17 protein-coding genes and 2 tRNA genes are annotated in these 19,526 nt (G+C 36.6%); 5 read left to right on the plus strand and 14 right to left on the minus strand.

What is annotated here, in order from left to right; all coding sequences use genetic code 11:
• Positions 1-97: 97 nt before the first annotated feature.
• Positions 98-628: an RNA methyltransferase gene (locus BFP75_RS15810; protein WP_099546351.1), complete on the minus strand. Its 531-nt coding sequence runs from the start codon at positions 626-628 to the stop codon at positions 98-100.
• Between the two features lie 142 nt (positions 629-770).
• Here BFP75_RS15810 and mutS point away from each other — a divergent pair, with 142 nt between their 5' ends.
• From mutS to BFP75_RS15825, 3 genes are all read left to right on the plus strand, one after another.
• Complete coding sequence (gene mutS, locus BFP75_RS15815) at positions 771-3,353, plus strand: DNA mismatch repair protein MutS (protein ID WP_099546331.1); 2,583 nt, start codon at positions 771-773, stop codon at positions 3,351-3,353.
• Positions 3,354-3,448: 95 nt separating this feature from the next.
• A tRNA-Gly gene (locus BFP75_RS15820) sits at positions 3,449-3,521 on the plus strand.
• A 200-nt stretch (positions 3,522-3,721) separates the two neighbouring features.
• Positions 3,722-3,805, plus strand: a tRNA-Leu gene (locus BFP75_RS15825).
• 151 nt (positions 3,806-3,956) lie between these two features.
• Here BFP75_RS15825 and BFP75_RS15830 read toward each other — a convergent pair.
• From BFP75_RS15830 to BFP75_RS15860, 7 genes are all read right to left on the minus strand, one after another.
• Entirely contained in the window at positions 3,957-4,607 is a 651-nt protein-coding gene (locus BFP75_RS15830; protein WP_099546332.1) for a hypothetical protein, read from the minus strand.
• Positions 4,608-4,712: 105 nt separating this feature from the next.
• Complete coding sequence (locus BFP75_RS15835) at positions 4,713-5,582, minus strand: SGNH/GDSL hydrolase family protein (RefSeq protein WP_099546333.1); 870 nt, start codon at positions 5,580-5,582, stop codon at positions 4,713-4,715.
• Positions 5,583-5,661: 79 nt separating this feature from the next.
• The gene (locus BFP75_RS15840; protein ID WP_099546334.1) at positions 5,662-6,897 is read right to left on the minus strand and encodes a hypothetical protein; all 1,236 of its coding nucleotides are present in this window, start codon (positions 6,895-6,897) and stop codon (positions 5,662-5,664) included.
• 210 nt (positions 6,898-7,107) lie between these two features.
• The gene (locus BFP75_RS15845; RefSeq protein ID WP_099546335.1) at positions 7,108-8,334 is read right to left on the minus strand and encodes a DUF1028 domain-containing protein; all 1,227 of its coding nucleotides are present in this window, start codon (positions 8,332-8,334) and stop codon (positions 7,108-7,110) included.
• 138 nt (positions 8,335-8,472) lie between these two features.
• A complete protein-coding gene (locus BFP75_RS15850) occupies positions 8,473-9,921 on the minus strand; it encodes a two-component regulator propeller domain-containing protein (RefSeq protein ID WP_099546336.1) in 1,449 nt (482 codons plus the stop codon).
• 39 nt (positions 9,922-9,960) lie between these two features.
• A complete protein-coding gene (locus BFP75_RS15855; protein ID WP_099546337.1) occupies positions 9,961-10,203 on the minus strand; it encodes a hypothetical protein in 243 nt (80 codons plus the stop codon).
• An 11-nt stretch (positions 10,204-10,214) separates the two neighbouring features.
• The gene (locus BFP75_RS15860) at positions 10,215-10,832 is read right to left on the minus strand and encodes a hypothetical protein (RefSeq protein WP_099546338.1); all 618 of its coding nucleotides are present in this window, start codon (positions 10,830-10,832) and stop codon (positions 10,215-10,217) included.
• Between the two features lie 767 nt (positions 10,833-11,599).
• Here BFP75_RS15860 and BFP75_RS21930 point away from each other — a divergent pair.
• A complete protein-coding gene (locus BFP75_RS21930; RefSeq protein WP_165776617.1) occupies positions 11,600-12,034 on the plus strand; it encodes a helix-turn-helix domain-containing protein in 435 nt (144 codons plus the stop codon).
• Positions 12,035-12,156: 122 nt separating this feature from the next.
• Positions 12,157-13,284: a Gfo/Idh/MocA family protein gene (locus BFP75_RS15870; protein ID WP_099546340.1), complete on the plus strand. Its 1,128-nt coding sequence runs from the start codon at positions 12,157-12,159 to the stop codon at positions 13,282-13,284.
• A gap of 238 nt (positions 13,285-13,522) precedes the next feature.
• On the opposite strand, the gene BFP75_RS15875 is transcribed toward BFP75_RS15870, so the two are convergent.
• From BFP75_RS15875 to BFP75_RS22165, 6 genes are all read right to left on the minus strand, one after another.
• Entirely contained in the window at positions 13,523-14,011 is a 489-nt protein-coding gene (locus BFP75_RS15875) for a hypothetical protein (protein WP_099546341.1), read from the minus strand.
• A 34-nt stretch (positions 14,012-14,045) separates the two neighbouring features.
• Positions 14,046-14,495, minus strand: coding sequence for a cytochrome c oxidase assembly factor Coa1 family protein (locus tag BFP75_RS15880; RefSeq protein WP_099546342.1), 450 nt, complete (start codon positions 14,493-14,495; stop codon positions 14,046-14,048).
• A 45-nt stretch (positions 14,496-14,540) separates the two neighbouring features.
• Positions 14,541-15,383, minus strand: a complete 843-nt coding sequence (lgt, locus tag BFP75_RS15885; protein ID WP_099546343.1) for a prolipoprotein diacylglyceryl transferase — start codon at positions 15,381-15,383, stop codon at positions 14,541-14,543.
• Between the two features lie 260 nt (positions 15,384-15,643).
• Entirely contained in the window at positions 15,644-18,907 is a 3,264-nt protein-coding gene (locus BFP75_RS15890) for a DUF2723 domain-containing protein (protein WP_099546352.1), read from the minus strand.
• 126 nt (positions 18,908-19,033) lie between these two features.
• Positions 19,034-19,249 carry a response regulator transcription factor gene (locus tag BFP75_RS15895; protein WP_099546353.1) on the minus strand — a complete coding sequence of 72 codons (216 nt, stop codon included), beginning with the start codon at positions 19,247-19,249 and terminating at the stop codon, positions 19,034-19,036.
• A gap of 185 nt (positions 19,250-19,434) precedes the next feature.
• The gene (locus BFP75_RS22165) at positions 19,435-19,518 is read right to left on the minus strand and encodes an ATP-binding protein (RefSeq protein ID WP_309474607.1); all 84 of its coding nucleotides are present in this window, start codon (positions 19,516-19,518) and stop codon (positions 19,435-19,437) included.
• Positions 19,519-19,526 lie beyond the last annotated feature (8 nt).

Genomic DNA, 19,526 nt, shown 5'->3' on the forward strand with positions numbered 1-19,526 from the left:
TTTACTTGCACAATAGAAAGGAATTTACTTTCTTGGTAGGCTCTTTTGAGAAACTAACTAACTCAAACTATACTTAAAGCCCGGTGTTGCCGGGCTTTTATTTTTGCAGCTTGGACCAGAAGTCCCAAACCACCACCCCAACACTTACAGCTATATTCAAGGAATGTTTCGTGCCAAATTGGGGTATTTCCAATACCGAATCGCATTCGTCCACTACTTGTTGCTGAACCCCTTTTACTTCGTTCCCAAAAACCAACGCGTACTTTCCTGTCTTTTTTGGAAAAAACCCATGAATCATTTGCGACCCCTCCGCCTGCTCTATCGCCAAATTCATATAACCGTTTTGGGCAAGCCTTGGCAGCAGATGCATTACATCTTCCACATATTCCCAATCCACACTTTCAGTAGCACCCAGGGCCGTTTTGTGTATATCCTTGTGGGGCGGTCTTGCGGTAATACCGCATAAGTAGATTTTTTCTATCAAAAAAGCATCGGAAGTTCTAAATACGGATCCAATGTTGTTCAGGCTACGTATGTTGTCCAGTATGATACATACCGGGATTTTTTCGGTTTTTTTAAACTGGTCCACGTCCAATCTCTCCAGTTCCTCGTTCTTTCGTTTTCTCATGGGGATACTTTTCAACTATCAACGGTAAATATCAACAAAAATTCAAATCGCATGGGGAATACCATATATTCGTGTTCAATCGACAAAAATAGGTAGAGAACAAGTGGCAGCGAAAGGAAATACGAAAAAGGTAACCCCATTGATGAAACAATACAATACCATCAAGACCAAATATCCTGATGCCCTATTGCTTTTTCGTGTAGGTGACTTTTATGAGACTTTTGGCGAAGATGCGGTGAAGGCCTCCAAAATCCTTGGCATTATTTTAACCCATAGAAACAATGGCGGGGATCGTACGGAACTTGCAGGCTTCCCACATCATTCGTTAAACACCTATCTGCCCAAATTGGTGAAGGCCGGTCAGCGCGTAGCCATTTGCGACCAGTTGGAAGACCCTAAACAGACCAAGACCATTGTAAAAAGAGGGGTTACGGAATTGGTTACCCCAGGGGTGGCCCTAAACGATGATATCCTTCAGGCCAAAAGCAACAATTTTCTATGTGCCGTGCATTTTGGCAGAAAAAAAATAGGAGTTGCGTTCGTGGATATATCCACGGGAGAATTTTTAACCTCAGAGGGGAACGAGGAGCAGGTGGACAAATTGCTACAAAACTTTGGCCCAAACGAAATATTGGTATCCAAAGTACACAAAAAGGAATTTTCCGAAGTATTTGGAAATCAATTCCATACATTCTACATGGAAGATTGGGTCTATCAAGAAGATTATGCCCTGGAAAACCTGACAAACCATTTTAAGACCAAATCCCTCAAGGGATTTGGGGTGGACCACCTTAACCATGGAATCATAGCCTCCGGTGTGGTACTACACTACCTATCCGAGACCCAGCATAGACAACTTCAGCATATCAACAGCTTACAACGCATTGCGGAGGACGATTATATTTGGATGGATCGTTTCACGATCAAAAACCTGGAACTGTACCATTCCAACAACGAGAACGCCGTTACATTATTGGACATTATTGACAAAACGATTTCCCCCATGGGAGGACGGATGATCAAACGATGGTTGGCGCTGCCCTTAAAAAATATCCAAAAAATAACAAGCCGCCATGAAGTGGTGCGGCACTTGTCCGACAATGAGCAAGAGTTGGACAAACTGCAGGCGAACATTAAACACATGGGCGATTTGGAGCGTCTAATCTCCAAAATTTCGACCGGAAAGGTCAACCCCAAAGAAGTTGTACAACTAAAAAACTCCTTGGAGGCCATTATCCCCATAAAGCAAATCGCATCCAACGCGCAGAACGATGCCCTGGCCCTTCTTGGCGATAAATTGCAATCCTGTGATTTGCTCCGTTCAAAAATCAAGGAAATGCTCAATGAGGAAGCGCCAGTAAATATCCTGAAGGGCAATGTAATCGCCCAAGGCTTTTCAAGTGAACTGGATGAATTACGCGGCCTTGCCACCAGTGGAAAGGACTATTTGGACCAGATGCTGGAACGTGAAACGGGCGCCACAGGCATTACCTCCCTCAAAATAGCGTCCAACAATGTATTCGGTTATTATATCGAAGTTAGAAATACCCATAAAAACAAGGTTCCCGATACTTGGATCAGAAAACAAACCTTGGTCAATGCCGAACGCTATATTACAGAGGAGCTTAAGGAATATGAGTCCAAAATCTTAGGCGCCGAAGAACGCATTACCTCCTTAGAACAACAGTTGTTTTCACAGCTTATCGTTTGGATGCAAGAATACATCCAACCCGTACAAAACAATGCTCACCTTATTGCCCAGCTCGACTGTCTCTGTGGGTTTGCCCAATTGGCCAAGGAAAACAACTATGTAATGCCCGAACTCAGCGACTCTACCGATATTTCCATAAAGAACGGAAGGCACCCTGTCATAGAAAAACAATTGCCCTTGGGAGAAGCTTATATTGCCAACGATGTAAAGTTGGATAGGAGCAACCAACAGATCATTATGATTACGGGGCCCAATATGAGTGGTAAATCGGCCATTCTAAGACAAACGGCCCTCATTGTGCTCTTGGCACAAATGGGAAGTTTTGTTCCAGCGGAGGCGGCACAAATTGGCTATGTGGACAAAATTTTCACCAGGGTTGGCGCCAGTGACAACATTTCCATGGGGGAATCCACCTTTATGGTAGAAATGAACGAAACCGCCTCCATCCTCAATAACCTATCTGAAAGAAGTTTGGTGCTTTTGGATGAAATAGGTCGGGGAACCAGTACCTATGATGGTATTTCTATCGCTTGGGCCATTTCAGAATACCTGCATGAACATCCGGCACGTGCCAAAACATTGTTCGCCACGCACTACCATGAACTCAATGAAATGGCGGCCACTTTTGAGCGTATTAAAAATTACAATGTTTCCGTAAAGGAACTCAAGGACAATGTGCTTTTTCTAAGAAAATTGACACCGGGTGGCAGCGAGCATAGTTTTGGTATCCATGTTGCCAAAATGGCGGGTATGCCCCAGCAGGTCATCTCAAAGGCCAATAAGATTCTCAAGAAGTTGGAGAAATCGCATTCCAGCGAGGAACTCACCGAAAAAATGTCTACGGTACAAAACGAAATGCAGTTGAGCTTCTTTAATTTGGACGATCCATTGTTGGAAGAAATCAAGGAAGAAATCCTGCATTTGGATATTGATACTTTGACCCCTGTGGAGGCCTTGATGAAATTAAACGAGATAAAACGCTTGTTGTCAAAAAAGAAGAAAGCCACCTCGTAACAAAAACTATTCTTTTGCTTTTTTTACTTTGACATTTATAGAATTGTATTAAATTTGCATCCGCATCTTTTAGGAGATGTACGTTCTTTAGATTTGCGAAAATAGCTCAGTTGGTAGAGCGCCACCTTGCCAAGGTGGAGGTCGCGGGTTCGAATCCCGTTTTTCGCTCAATTTTTACTCCGCAAGGCTACGGCTACGCTTAGCCATTACCCGCGGAGTTTTTTATTTAAAACAATAAGTCCAGCTCGAGTGATGGTCCCGATATCCCGATAGTTATCGGGAGGGAGCTAGACACACCAAACGGATAATAAAAGGACTTTGTTTTAAACTTACTGTACTACCTGTTGCCAAAAAGTGGCAACGAATATGCTCGAGTGGTGGAATTGGTAGACACGCCGGACTTAAAATCCTGTGGGCATTTGCCCGTGCGGGTTCAAGTCCCGCCTCGAGTACGAAGACCCTTGTCAATCCTTTGATTTTCAAGGGTTTTTAAATTTTTAGGGGGCAAAATAGGGGGAAATATTCTTGTTTGGCTCCTTTATTCTATCCCATTACTTAAACAAACAATCGCTTATTTGAACTTACTTCCATTTAATCATTTCATTAAGCTATGGCTCTTAACAAAAGAACGCTTGGCGCAATTATTAGGCTAATGTAAAAGATGTACTTACCGTGTTTACGATCATTCTCAGCATATGAGTACACTTTTTGGCCATTAGGCAATGTCTTTTTGGCCGTCCATAAAAAATAACCAATGACCAAACCCAAAAAGCCTCCTAAAAATGTAAAGACATAACCTGCTATTATCCAAGGCTTTTGATTTCCTTCAGGTTTAGCCAAATCTTCAATACGTTGTTTCTTCAATATATTCAATAAATCTTTGTCAATAGGTTTGCCTCGGTCGGTTAGTAGTTTTTGAGCCAGTATATAATCGAATGGATTCCATTCATCTGACTTCAACAATATCTCGTAAAGCTCTTCATCCGTAAAATCGAAAAGATAATAATCTGGGTCTATTTGATTGATAATGTTTTCAGCATCTTTTTCTAAAATTTCCTCGGCTTTTTTGAAATCCGACTGCTTAATACGAACTTCTATCTCATTCTGTATAGTACTACCTGAAAATGTCACATCAACTGGGGCTACATTATCCGCAAGTTCGGATTCAATATTGCTCGCCAACAACAGTTCTCTTAATTCCGTTGCTTGCTCGAGGTTTGAAAATTTTCTAAATATAGAATACGACTCTCCCATTTATATTATCCTTTATTTAAACTTTAGAGAACTGGACGAAGGCTTTTCATAGGAGGCTTTGTTGGCAACTATATTTTCTCCAATCGGTATTTCCTATACCCAAAACTATGGAACTTTTACCAATATTTCAGAAGGTTTTCTCAAGGTAAAATATCCTCCCGATTCGTTTAGGCATTGAACATTTTTATATGCTTTTTCACTTATTAATTTAGATTTGGATTCATCTATTTTTAATAAACTAATAATTGAATCTTGATGCACAATTCCGTCAAAATCCTCCAACAACGGACCAGTTATTTCTCCGCTTACCGATTTGCTTTTATTGTCTGTCAATGTCGAATAAAGTGTATTTGCAGTAATGTATGAACCAAGTGGCGTAGGGTGTAGATTATCTTCTTGATAAAGTTGCCATGTGCTCCTGATTTTCAATATGTCCTTCCATGTATAGCTTACAGGTGAAAGTTTAATTCCTAATTCTTTCGCAATTTTCATATATGAATAGTCCAAGATTTGCCCGTCTAGTTTTGGTGCGTTTTTACGTGGATATAATGATAGAATAATGGTTTTTGAACCTCTATTTTTAATCATTGAATCGAATTTTTTAACACTTTCATAAAATGATTCACTTTCTTTTACTCTTAGAATGCCATCTACTACATAATTCCCTCCCAATGTACTTTGTTCGTTAAGGATTACAAAATCCCAATCCAGAGAATCAAGAGTTTTTTCTACAATTCCATCTATCAAATGGTCTTGCAATGTATAGCCCCCAAATGCTATTAATTTTGTTCTTATATCTTTTCCATTTTCATAGGCAATGTACTCAAGCATTTTTGGCATATTATTGTAATAAATGCTACTGTTGCCAACAAGAAGAACATTTAGGGTTTTGGCTTTTGGTCGATTACAGGCATATAAAATTGGGATTACTAATGATAGTAAAACTATGGCAATATTCTTCTTAAATGAGTTCATTCAAAAATTTTGATTTTTAGAAAGTATAAAGTTGAATTCGGCTTATTTATTTGAATTAACCTAACATTGTTAACAATAGTTATTTTACGGTTTGTTCAAATTTTACGGACTCTTTTCCATTTGTAACTACAATATCATAAGTTCCGGTTTTTAATCCGAGAATACAGTTTTCAGTCTGACTTTCCACTTCATTAATGTCAATTGGAACAGCCAAGTTTAAATCCTCTCCTTTTTTAAATGCCAAAACCATAACTGGAAATTCAATTTGAATATAAGTTAATACAATAGGAATGTTTTTATTGCCATTTTCAAATAGCCAATTAGGTCGCTCATTAATATATTCTGTGTTTGGATGAAAAATTGCGATATCCGTCCAAGCATCTCTTCTGACATATTTTAAAGGATTATTATCCTTGTCTATTAAGATTGTTGGCTCTTTTACATCTAATGCCTTTAAAAAACGATGATTAAATTTCGGGTCACTTTTTTCACTATAAACTACTTGATTAATGGTTAAAGGATTTATACCCGTATATTCCGTTAATCTGCCTGCCATAGCTTTTTCCCAAGAGTTATGAGTTCCCTCTAAAGCATGGTCAAAACCACAATGAATCAAAAATTTTTCAGTCGGTTTAGAGTCAATAATTTTCTTGATATTTTTTGCTTGTTCTATTTCACGTAGTTTCCCTCCGCCATTTTCCATATTTTCATAAGCGAATAAATTATATCCAATTTCCAGAGCATTTCTAACCAAATTCCCAAATTGTGGGTCTTTAATATAATGGCCAGTTTTAAGAATTGGATATTTTCGATTATTAAGTATTGAATCTAAATGCTCTCCATTACTTAATGCTTCAAGACCTAAATTTTTATAGCCATTATCGAACAGATTTTGAAGAAGTGATTTTGTAAATACTCGATGAGAAGAATTGTGATGTGCTTCGTTTATTATTACTACTCGATTTTTCTTTGCTTGTTCGATAATATATTCAGTTGCTTTAACTTTTGAATATTTTTGGTTTATTGAATCTATTTGACTTCTAGTGTAATTTTTGTCCATTGTTCCCATTGCCAAATCCCATTGAATTAAAGCATTTTTATAATCACCCTTTGTAGCATAATCAGCAGCTGAAAATTGATATTTCCAAGGAACAGTATCTTTTGCAACTTTTTCTTCTATTTCAGAAGAAAATTTATATTCTGTTTTAAAATCAATTTTTTCAATGACTCTTTTCTCTTCTTTACAAGAAGTTAATAATAGAATGACTGTAAAACAATGGATAAAATTAATGATGTAAATAGTTTTATATTTCATAATATTCAATTAATTCGAATATAACTAAAATATTAGTTAAAACTAAAATATTAGTTCAAAGTGATTATGTTTATATAATTATTCCCAACGGCTGAGTTTATATGTTTGATCGTTCATTTTAAGACACTAGATTTTAATCAACCATGGAGCTTATAAAGGAGAGGGATTTCTAGGTTGAGCTTGTATGTTAATTATCGTTTATTTAAACTTTTAGCTGTTTATTTTGTTCAACAACATTTCAGCCTCAATATTTTCCTTATCCATTTGTAGCGCCAACTCCAGGAACTTGATTGCCTTTTCATTGTCCTTTTCGTAAAAATAACTTCTTCCAAGCAGGAAATTAAGATATGAAGATTCAATTTTATCGGACTTTAGCCTATGAGCCAATTCTATAACTTCCAATTCCCTCCCAAGATTGCTCAACATATTTAGGGCAGCTTCCCAATCTTTGGTGGTGAATCTACTTGGATTGATCAATCCCTTCATTTCAGGGGAATCTTTCAAAAAATAAAAAGCTGGAAGATACACCGACCAATTGGGATTTTCCGAAATTCCCTTCTTGACCCATTTAACGGCATTTTCTTTATTGTCCAGTAATATGTTGGCTGAAGCAATTCTTGAATACATCCCGGTCCATCCATCAAGCATTTTCTCCGATTCTGACAATTTTTTAAGTGCCCTTGATTGGTTTCCTTCTCTATGAGCATAGAGTGCTTGGTTTAGCCTAATCCTTCCATAATGGAAATCCATCAATTTTTTCAGGTCATCGACTGGACTGCTGGAATGATCCACCCGCAGGTCAATCTGATTGAACCAATCGTTGTTGGTGCCTTTTACGACCAAGGCTGCCGACTGTTTCCCAGAAATCTGCCCTCCCGACCGTTGACCGGCCACAAGGCTTTCCATGAGTCTTTGCGCAAGCGTCCCATTGGCCGTTTCAAAAGATCTGGACATACTGCTAAGCACGCTATCTTCCAATTGGTTTCCCATCACCACATAGTTCTTTCCTAAAATCTGGGAGGCATTCCCGTTCCAATATTTTAATGATTTTCCAGTAAAGGCATAAACCTTTCCATCTTTATCAATACCTGAAACCTGCCGATAGTTTGCTTGGTCATCTTTGTTCTTGGTATATTGGATGGCGTCCATGATAGACTTTCCTTCCCTTAGCTTTTCAAAACCAGCCTGTGCATAACTGGGTTCTGTTTCGGCGATTACAGAAAAAGCACCGAGTCCCGGTTCTATATAAATTGTTGAATTTCCAACATAAATATTGTTGGTCGCGACAGCGACTCCCCATTCCTGCGTATGCTCATCATATGCCAAAATCGAAAAGGTGGAATTGATATTCTTTCCCTTCAACAAGGATGGCAAATTCTGGGAAAATGAAATTAGGGAAACGAAAAAAAGGGTAAGGGCTGTAATGGGAAGTTTCATGGTGTTTTACTTTGATTGATTAATCATTAGATGGTAACTAGTCTGATATGTTACACAACATGTAGATAAATCTTATCACCTACCCGATGGAATCGTTTATTTAAACTTTGTTTTAGCAAACTTCTTTAAAAAGTAATTTCAATTTACAATCACTTTTACAAATCCGGAAAAAGTTCCCACCCACAGATTACCATCGGAGTCCAGTTCCATATCAGAAATATAGACACTTGGGAATTTCGAGTTCTCCAATGTATATAATGACCATTTATTGCCATCATATTTAGCCAACCCAACTTTCCATGCACCAATCCAAATTATGTTTCGTTCCTCGTCAATTGCAAAATCGGCAATTGAGTTAGTTGGAATTTCTGAATTTTCTATATTCATTATACTCCATTCTCCATCTGGTGTCAATTTTGCCAAGCCAGAATATTTATCCCCTTCACTATGAAGCGAAAACCATAGGTTTCCTTTTTTGTCTTCAAATCCATCTAAAATAGAACCATGTTTCAAAGGCGTATCGGAACCTTTAAATGATGTCGTCTTTCCATTTTCAATCATAACACTCCCATCATATATTCCTACCCAAATCCTATCTTTACTATCGACAAACACTCCGCTTGTCTTGTTACTTGGTAAAGTGTTGTTTCCCTCATTGTAAACCGCCCACTTATCATCAGAATATTTTGCTATCCCTTTCCCAGAAGCTATCCAAAGATTATTTCTGTTATCCGCATGAATTCTTCTTCCCCATCCTAAAGGGGAATTTATTGAATCAAAAACCTTCCATTTATCTCCATCAAATCTATATGTATTATAACCATCATTAAACCACTTATTATTCAGGCTATCTACTCCCGAATACATAATTGACGATGTAAGATGTTTGTCATATTTTTCAGTTCTAAGGGAAGAGTTTTTGTAAGTATATAACTTCATTTCCCCATCATCATATTTCAATATTCCGTTGTCTGTTCCGACCCAAACAACTCCGTCTTTATCAATAGATAAAGTACGGCAGTAGCTATGCCTGATTTTTGAATTTTTCCTGTTATAAACTACAATTTGGTCATTATTCAGGTCATTGGTATATGACTTTTTACTGTTTGTAATTTTAAATTCAGGTTTTTCAGATTTAATTTTTGACATAAAAGAGTTATCAAAAAAATTCTGATAATCCACATTTACTCTTCCTCCATTAAACTTGAAATTCAAAAATACTGTTGCATTTGTTGGCTTACCATTTTTAGCAAAAGATGGTGACCAATCTTTCATCTCATTGACTATTTTTCGTATTCCAAGATTCTGTGTGCTTTGGTTCACATCCCTTTGCATGCTTTTCACACATTGGTTTCCAAGACTGTCAACAATCACTTGCACATAAATATTGCCTTTCAAAGTTTTGGATATTCCAGTTAACTTGCTTTTGAAATAAGCATTTATATCTGAGTCTGACTTAGCTTTAGGGTTGCCACAGTCCAAGCAGAATTTACCCACTTCACAGTCATCGTACTTCTCAATGAAAATATTTTGGGGGTATAAATTTGCTATAATTAAAATAGCTGCAGTGACAAGTAATTTATGCATATCCTTATATTTGAACTTTACAATTTGGTTATAGTAATTTTAAAGAAATTCAATTCTTTTCATCTCCGCAAAACTATATTTCTTTACGTTCCCATTCTCCAGTTTGATTTCTGCATTTGCTGGCAGGTGTGGAAGATTGGCCGCTAAATCACATTTAATTATGATTCCTTCAACAACTTCATTGACTTCGTCTTTATTAGGTGGGCCTACAGAAAGTTTAATAGGTCTGTTCATTAGCAGATAGAGATTTTTTCTGGTGTACTTCATTGGGTTTTGTTCCATGTGCTAATCGTTTATTTAGACTTTTTGGAATTCATTTCCTTTTTTATTGTTTTAACCAATTGTCTGAGTAATTCATCGTTCAATAAGTCGTTTGATAAATTTACAAATCTCGTTTCGTCTTTAATATACGGATGTACATCTGGCATTCCTTCGGCATAGTTATCAATACATTTTACGAATTCTTCAAATGTATTATTATCTGTTGCTAAATCTTTCAATAAATCGAAGTCTTGTTTTACACCCGATTTAATCATTAGCTCATCATCAACAACTATATTTAATTTTTCTACGGAGTTAAAAATTTTAGAAATTAAAAACTTAATTGCATCCCACGTTATTCCAGATGCCACCGCACCAATTATAAAGGCAAATATTACGCCGTAAGGTATGTGCGAATGATGTCGATATAGCCCTTTTCCATTTGCCCTCTGAACTTCTTTTTCTAATGTCTTTCTTTGTTGATAGGCATAAAACATTATAGCCTCGCAGTTCCTAAATGTTTTGTTGTTAATGGTAAATTCTAAAGAGCGCTCGCAATTTGAACATGCTTTATTGTCTATCAAATTTACTTCTAGACAAAATGGACAAATTATTAGCTTCCAATCTCTATATGCGTAAGGTTGCATCATGCAATTAATCGTTTATTTATACTTTAAAAATGTTATTCTAAGATAATCATTGATTTCTGAGTATGGAAAAAGAATAATTCACTGCGACTATTCATAAAAGAATGTTCGGGCCATCGTTTTCAACTACCCGATAGATTTCGTTCTTTTGCTAAATGAACTTCAGTCCAGAAATATTTGGTCAATTCGAATTGGTCTTTGGATGCATTGGTGTCACGTTGGGGCTTTTTTTTGGCTTATACCTTTTGTTTCTAAGGAACCGGTATGCACAGGCCAACATATTTTTAGCAATTTATCTTTTGGTTTTCAGTATTAGAATCGGAAAGTCTCTTTTTTATAGCTACTATTCAATAAATACCTCTTTTCTTGTCATTTTTCTAGGACTATTACTGGTAATTGGTCCCTCCTTATGGTTTTATTCGAATTTTTTAAGGCGACCCGATTATTCCCCCAAACTGTCATTTTGTATTTTGCATTTCCTGCCCCTCGTTGGGGTTGTGTGCTTTAGTCCCTTGATCCCTGTCAATGACGACCCTGGAGCATGGGTTTTCCACTTCGGACTGTTTCTACATGGTTTTATTTATTGTATAGTTGTGCTGTACCAAATACTCAAGGGTAGGAACACATTGTATGTGCAAAGAGACTCAGCAATTTTCAAGTGGTTGGTTCTTTTAACCATTGCCACTATGGTAATGTTCACAAACTATCTTTTGATTTTTTTCTTAATAGTACCCTATTATCCTGGCGGGGCTTTAACATTCTCAATTCTAATGATCTTACTTGCCGTCTGGGCGTTTAGAAAACCTTTCTTATTTAAAAGGCACAAGAACAGATATCTCAACTCTTCTTTGGAGGATGTGAAAATTACCGAATATTTCAATGAACTTTCCAAACTGATGGAAAATGATAAATTGTATTTGGATCCAGAACTGACCTTAACCAAACTGAGCGCAGTTATGGACATTGGTTCAAAACAGCTTTCCCAAATAATCAATCAGGTAGAACACCAAAATTATTCCCAATATATAGCAGGCCATCGTGTCGAAGAAGCCAAAAGATTGCTGGCCGACAAAAAATATAGGGATTATAAAATCGCTGCCATCGCGTACGAAAGTGGATTCAACAATATTTCAACTTTCAATGCGGCCTTTAAAAGATTTACGAACACTACCGCAATCCAATACCGCCAATCGCTTACAACTTAACCGATTTTTCTTTTTGTACTTAGTGTGCCGGAATCATGATTTCATTAGGGTTTTAGCTTTTTTTCGACAAAATTTGTTCAAAATATCCGGGATTATGTGCAACGATTGTTAAATAAGCAAAAATGAAGAACACTTCAAGACGGTCTTTTGTCAAGAATTTAGGTTTAGGTATCAGCTCAACCGCAATTTTACCAACACTTACCTCCTTTGAAATCCTTTCAGAAAAAAATATAAAAGTGGAAGAGGAGAAAAAATTAAATGTGGCACTTTGTGGTTTAGGTCGTTATGCGAATATTCTAGCGACCGGTCTGATGGAATCGGAATATTGTAATCTATCGGGCATTGTCACAGGAACTCCGGAAAAGGCCCTTCATTGGAAATCCAAATTTAATATTCCAGAGAAGAACGTCTATAACTATGATAATTTTGATAAAATCAGAAACAACAATGATATTGATTTGGTATATGTTGTCTTACCGAATTCAATGCACAAGGAATATACCATTAGGGCGGCAAATGCCGGAAAGCACGTGATTGTGGAAAAGCCCATGGCTTTTACGGTACAAGACTGTAAGGAAATGATAGATACTTGCGAAAATGCCGGTGTTCAACTTGCAGTTGGCTACCGTTTGCACTACGAACCACATCATATTGAAATTAAGAGACTCGGACAGGAAAAGGTTTTTGGACAAATCCGTTTGATACAGTCATCCCTAGGTTACAATTTAGGCGGAATTAGCCCGGACGATTGGCACCTTAAAAAAAATATGGCAGGTGGAGGGCCTCTCATGAATCTCGGGGTTTACTGCATTCAGAGTGGTCGCTATGTCCTTGGCGAAGAACCTATATCGGTTACCGCACAATTCGGACCTGTTACTATGCCCGAGTTGTTCAAAGAGGTAGAGGAATCCATATCATGGCAACTAAATTTTCCTAGTGGGGCAGTCTGCACATCGACAACTACGTCCAATTGCAACATCGATAGACTATTTGCATCGGCAGAAAATGGTTTTTTTGAACTTAGTCCTGCAATTAGCTATGGGCCTTTTAAAGGCAGATCAAGCGAGAAAGAATTCAATTTCCCAGTTATAAATCAACAAGCCGCTCAGTTGGATGGGATTGGAAAGTTTATTCTTGCAAAAAAAAAGCTGCCAAAACATATTTCAGGAGAAGAGGGGCTCAACGATATTCGAGTAATTGAAGGAATTTATCAGGCAGCTCAGAATAGTCAAAAAGTTGTTCTGACCTGAAAGGTTTCAAGAAACAAATTCATTTAAATAAGCATTCGAACATTCAAAGAAAATGAATACTTTCGGCTCAGACCAGAGTAGACTAACGAGCATAAACATTCAGTTCCATTTTCTTTTTAGTAGATAGCAAACTAACCTTTTCCCGAACTGATATATAATTGTGGATTTGAACTATGTCAGAATTATAATACCCTTAAATAATCCTTTATTTGAATTTTAATTTCTTATTACCTATAATTTATTCTATTGTCTTTATGATAAAAACTGAACCTATAGAAAGGGCTAAAAACTCCATGATTCCAACCATATAATAACCTAGCCAACCAGTTTGAAATGCAACACCTTGTACTATGCCAACAAAAATCAATGGAACTATCCATTTTTTTTTCTTAAGTGTGATAACATCTATAATTACTCCAATATATATCGCTATTGATGCAAAATAATTATGGATAGAAATGTATTCAGTAAAATATGAGCTAAATGTCGCTAAACTAATAAAACCTATGCCTACAAACCATTTATTATAAAGAAGCCAACAACCAATTACCAGTAAAAAGAATGTATAGAAATAAACTCTACTGGTATCCATTCCCATTATTGAAGAGTAAGAAGATTGTCTATTCAACAGTAAATCTAAAAATCCTGTAACTACAAACCCAAACAATAATAAACCTGTTACCAGTTTATTTATTGAATATTTTTTAAAAATTACATTGCTTTTCATCGTTTATTTAAACATTTATATCTTACACTTATAGTTAATCAATTGATTTTATTATTGGTATTACTTCTCTATTTTGAGGGGGATTCTTAATTCTTACGTTGATTTTATTGTACACCCACGAACCATTAATCCATTCTGCTGAAATATCAAGCATAGCCTTTCCATTTTCTCCAAATATCTTAATAGTGGATTCGACGGATTTATTATCCTCTGAATAGTGTATAGCCCCATTCAAAATTGCCATCTTTCCCATAGGCTCAATTTCACCCAATGTCTCTCTTACCCTAATATTTCTTTTCACTTTCTCCATCGGAATTGTATAAAGACTAGAATCCGCATAAGCTTTTCCATAATCGCCCAATAGACCTCCTAAGCCAGATGATGAAAATAAAAATATAACTGCAAGAACAAATATGAAGATTGGAATAAACCATTTCCAATTCCTCTTAAACCAACTTTTCTCAATTATCAATTCATTACTCATTGACTCAATGTTAATAATCGTTTATTTGAACTTTTAATAACTGTTCTATGGCTTTTGAAGGGAGGTTTTATTATGCGATGGAATCTTTCGAGTAAATATTAATATTAGTCCTATAATTACAAGTGGGATACTAAGGATTTGACCCATATTTAAAGCCATCCCGTCTTCGAACCCTACCTGGTTCTCTTTAAAAAACTCGATTACAATCCTTGCTGAAAACACCAGTGTTAAAAGGACTCCTAATATCAAACCATTCATCTGCCCTTTAGTTTTATGGTAAATAAACATTAATATTCCAAAAATTAAAAGATATGAAAATGCCTCATACAACTGCGTTGGATGTCTGGGTATCAAATCATCTCTTTGGAAAACAACGCCCCAATTGCCATTGGTGGGTTTTCCGTAGACTTCTGAATTCATAAAATTTCCAAACCTAATGAAAGCACCTACAATTGGTCCAACAATAGCAATTCGGTCTAAAACCCATAAAAATTTGGTTTTATATTTTCTACAATAAATAACAATTGCTAAGATTACTCCTATTGTTCCCCCGTGACTTGCTAGCCCTTGAAAACCGGTAAATTGATAGGAATCGGCAACTTTTTTAATTGGCAGTAAAACTTCCAATGGATTGTCTAAATAATATGAGGGCTCGTAAAAGAAACAATGCCCAAGCCTCGCCCCTAAAACTATTCCTACAATAACATAAATAAATAGCTTGTCTAAATTTTCAAGTGGGATATTTTCCTTTCTGTATATTCGTTTTTCTACTTGCAATGCAACAAAAAGGCCTGTTATAAAAAGTAAGCTATAATATCGTATTGGAAAAGTACCAAATATGGAAAATATTTCAGGGTCAAAATTCCAATATATAATTCCATCATCCATATGCTAAAGAAAATTTCGCCCTTAATTTAAGCTTACAATTATTATATGCCCAAGTTAGGAAATAGATAGGAAGAATTCATTTACAGATTTTAAACAATCCTTTATTTGAACTTTTAAATTAAAATTGAATCACCGAAATAGCGTAATTAATCTAAGTCACTTAAGACTGTTATTATATAACCCAAATTAAGTTTAAAATTACTTAATTAAAATCTTTGAACTATCCCTAATACTAAACAACAATTACGCTTCTTTAAATCTCATATATCCGGATTAATTTCAACTCCTTCTTGAGGTAGTTCCATATCATCGGCATCCTTATAAAAATGTTGAAACTTATCAATGTATTCATTAAAAATTAATGTTTCTTTCTCAGCAACTTCCTTCGAATCGTTAGTAATCACTATATCGATATTACGTCTGTAGGCTTCCATATCTGCAATTATATCATTGATATGACTATACTGTTCATCCAAACTTGTTGATGCATAATATTCCAATCGTTCTTGATAAATTTTCTTCAAAGTTTCGAAAAGTTGACGGGCCCTATGCGCCTCACCTACTTTGTAATAACCATCTACAAAGGGTTCTACCAATGTGTAGTATCCAAAGTTATCAACGGGCATGTTCTTAACTGAAATCTCTATAATATCCTTTGCCCTTTCCGTTTTATTCTCTTGGATCAAGGCCTCCATCAAACGCGCCAAGTTGCTCCTAAAAGATACACTTTGAATACGTGTTTGTGTGTCCAAGTAAACATCTGGGTCTCCAGAATTTCCCCATTCCCATTTGGTGACGATGTCGTACATCAAGTCAGTGTCGATACGTCCAAGTTCAAAGGAATTTGGCCGTTCCGTTACTATAGGGACCAGTTTATAGGCCATGCCATCCAATTGCAGATAGTCTTTCATCCAAAGGTATTCAGCATCATCAAAACTGCCTCCTGAAAAATATAAGGGGCGTTTCCAGTCGTTATTGGCCAAGATATCAAGCATCATCATGCTCCTTTTAGTAATAGCGTTAGGTAAGTCTATATCAACATAATCAACGATTAAATCCTCATCTTTTTGCTTTACAAGGCCATTCTCCAACACGTTTCGTTTGTTTACCGGTACTCTTATTTTATTGGTAGGATAGTAAACAGTATTGAGCATTTCCTCAGAATATTGGCTTAGGTCTGAACCATTTTGTTGGAAAAGATATTTAAATTTTGTTCTTGAGTGATCGCTATCTATCCAATTGATAAAATCCTTTATAGGCCACCTGTTTTCTGTTATTCCTTGATGGTAAAGAACATCACGTGTTCCTGATTTATATTTGTCATGTGTCAGTTGTGAAGGTATAGGGTCGCTCTCATACGCTTTTCTCTTCATTTGGTCTACATACCAATCCGTTTCAAAATAAGAGGTAACCAATACCCTTACATCCGTTCTATAACCTTCAATTTCCTGTGCGTTCCATAACGGGAACGTATCATTATCTCCAATGGTAAAAAGGATGGCCCCTACATTTTCCTGAATTGAATCTAAATAAGCTTTCGCCGTTGAATTGGCCGTAAAACGATTGGAGCGGTCATGGTCATCCCAATTTTGAAAGCCCATTATAGAGGGTACGGCTAAAAATGTAATAAAGGTTATGGCTGGGGCAAGAACTTTAGGAGTTATCAAATCTTTGAAACTATCAAAAAGTCCATAGACCCCAAGCCCTATCCATATAGCAAAAATATAAAAGGAGCCTACTAGCGAATAGTCCCGTTCCCTAGGTTGAAATATAGCCGGATTGGTGTAAAATTGAATCGCCAAACCTGTGAACAAGAAAAAGACCAATAATACCCAAAATTGTTTTCTGTTTTTTGAAATTTGAAACACAATTCCAATGATTCCCAAAAGAAGGGGCGAGAAGAAATAGGTATTTCTACCTGGGTTATTTATAATGTCACTTGGCAGATTATATTGACTTCCCAGGCGCCAACTATCGATAAAGTTGATGCCACTTAGCCAGTTGCCATTATCATTATACCTCCCTTGTACATCATTTTGTTTCCCGACAAAATTCCACATGAAATAGCGTAAATACATATAGTTGAACTGAAACTCGAACATGTATTTTACATTGTCCCAGATGGTAGGAGCTTCTACTTCAATAACGTCATTGTGCCTTTTTAAGAAATTGATGTACTGATCGGCATCGATTTCTCCATTCTCATATCCTGCCTTCAATTTGCCCACTTTTTCTGAAAGCTCTTTACTGGGGCGGGTAATCCTAAAATTAAGCGCTCCAAAATAGCGCATGTAGTTTTCGGCATTCTGGGAACTCCACATTCGCGGTAATAATCCTTGGTGTTTAGAATTAGGTCCTTGTAATGAACTTTTATAACTATTCACTATTCTATATTTGCCCAAGGTAGAGTCCTTTTCATATTTAGGTTTGCCATCTCTATTTTCGCCAGGTGAAGCGAACATGTCCGAATAATAAGTTCCGTAAAAGGGACTTTCAACACCACCATATTGTTCCCTATTGTAATAGGATAATAGGGACATAGCATCCGATGGATTGTTCTCATTAATAATAACATTTGCATTTGCGCGAATGGGTAACATGAGCCAAGAGGAAAACCCTAGGAAAAGAAACATCAGACACAATATCATCGTGTTCAAAGTTCGATAGTTGTTTCTCCTAGTATATCTCAACCCTAAAAAAAAAGTAATAGAAAAACAGAGTCCGATAATGATATAACCAGAGTGAAATGGCATTCCGATACTATTGATAAAAAAAAGCTCTCCCCAGCCAAAAATTTTGAGTACATAGGTAAGTGAAAATTTATAGACCAGCATTAAAATTGCAACCACTCCAATATTGGCCAAAATGAATTTTTTGACCGTTATCCTTTTATCAGCTTTAAAATAGTAAAGTAATCCAATAGAGGGAATAGCTAAAAAGCCCATAAACTGTACCCCGAAGGTTAGTCCTACAATAAACGAAATCAGGATTATCCATTTATTGCTACGTGGATCCTCTAGGTTATCCGTCCATTTTAAACCTAGCCATAGTAACAAGGCCAGAATAAAACTCGCCAAGGCATAAACCTCTGTTTCCGTAGCGTTGAACCAAAAACTGTCGGTATAGGTGAATGCAAGTGAACCAACCAAACCACTACCAAATATGGCTATGGACTTACCATTGGTAATTGGGCCATCCTTTTCAACCAGTTTTCTAATAATATTAGTAATGGTCCAGAACATGAACAAAATAGTGAACGCACTGGAAATTCCGGATATTGAATTCACCGCTATCGCTACCTGATTTGGTTCAATGGCAAACATTGAAAAGAAGGCCCCGATCATCTGTAATAAAGGAGCCCCTGGAGGGTGACCAATCTGTAATTTGGCAGCGGTGGCAATGATTTCACCGGTATCCCAAAAACTATTGGTGGGTTCAACGGTTATGAAATATGTAATTAAGGCATTGGCGAAAACCATCCACCCTAGTAGGTTGTTCCACTTCTTGTAGTTCTTTGAAAGCATGAAATTAGAATTATAGCCATATACTGAACAAACCATAAGTCCTTCAGTGGAATTTCATGCAATGTAAAATTTAGCACAGCTAGAACAGAAATGAAAAGGGTAGGATTTAAGTACTAGTACCGGGTACTAATTTCGATATTTTTGAAGAAGTTCCCGACGGTCTGAAACACGTAACTTACTGTAAATATTCGAAATATGGGATTTTACCGTACTAAGACTAATGAAAAGTTCATTGGCGATTTCCTTGTTACTTTTGCCTTCAAGTATTAAGTACCGTATGTTCCTTTCCTGTTTACTTAAATCATCTTCATTAAAAGAAGATTGCGATTCTTTATTTCTCATTTTTAAGATGAAAGCAAACAAACCAATGACCGCTAGAATCAAAAACACGATGATTATAATACTACTTTGATATTTTCTTTCAGCCTCCTCAGTATGGATAAGCCGGGTAAACTGACCCACCTTCGCCGGATGAAACTGACCATGGCAAATGGACTGCCCAGATTTGATCTATCCTTGGGTTAAACTTAGTTTTTATTTTTCAATTTTCTTCTCATTGATTCTCCTTTTATATCTATTCTGTGAGCTGTATGCACCAAACGGTCGAGGATGGCATCGG

Source organism: Maribacter sp. 4G9 (assembly GCF_002742265.1).
Lineage (GTDB): Bacteria > Bacteroidota > Bacteroidia > Flavobacteriales > Flavobacteriaceae > Maribacter.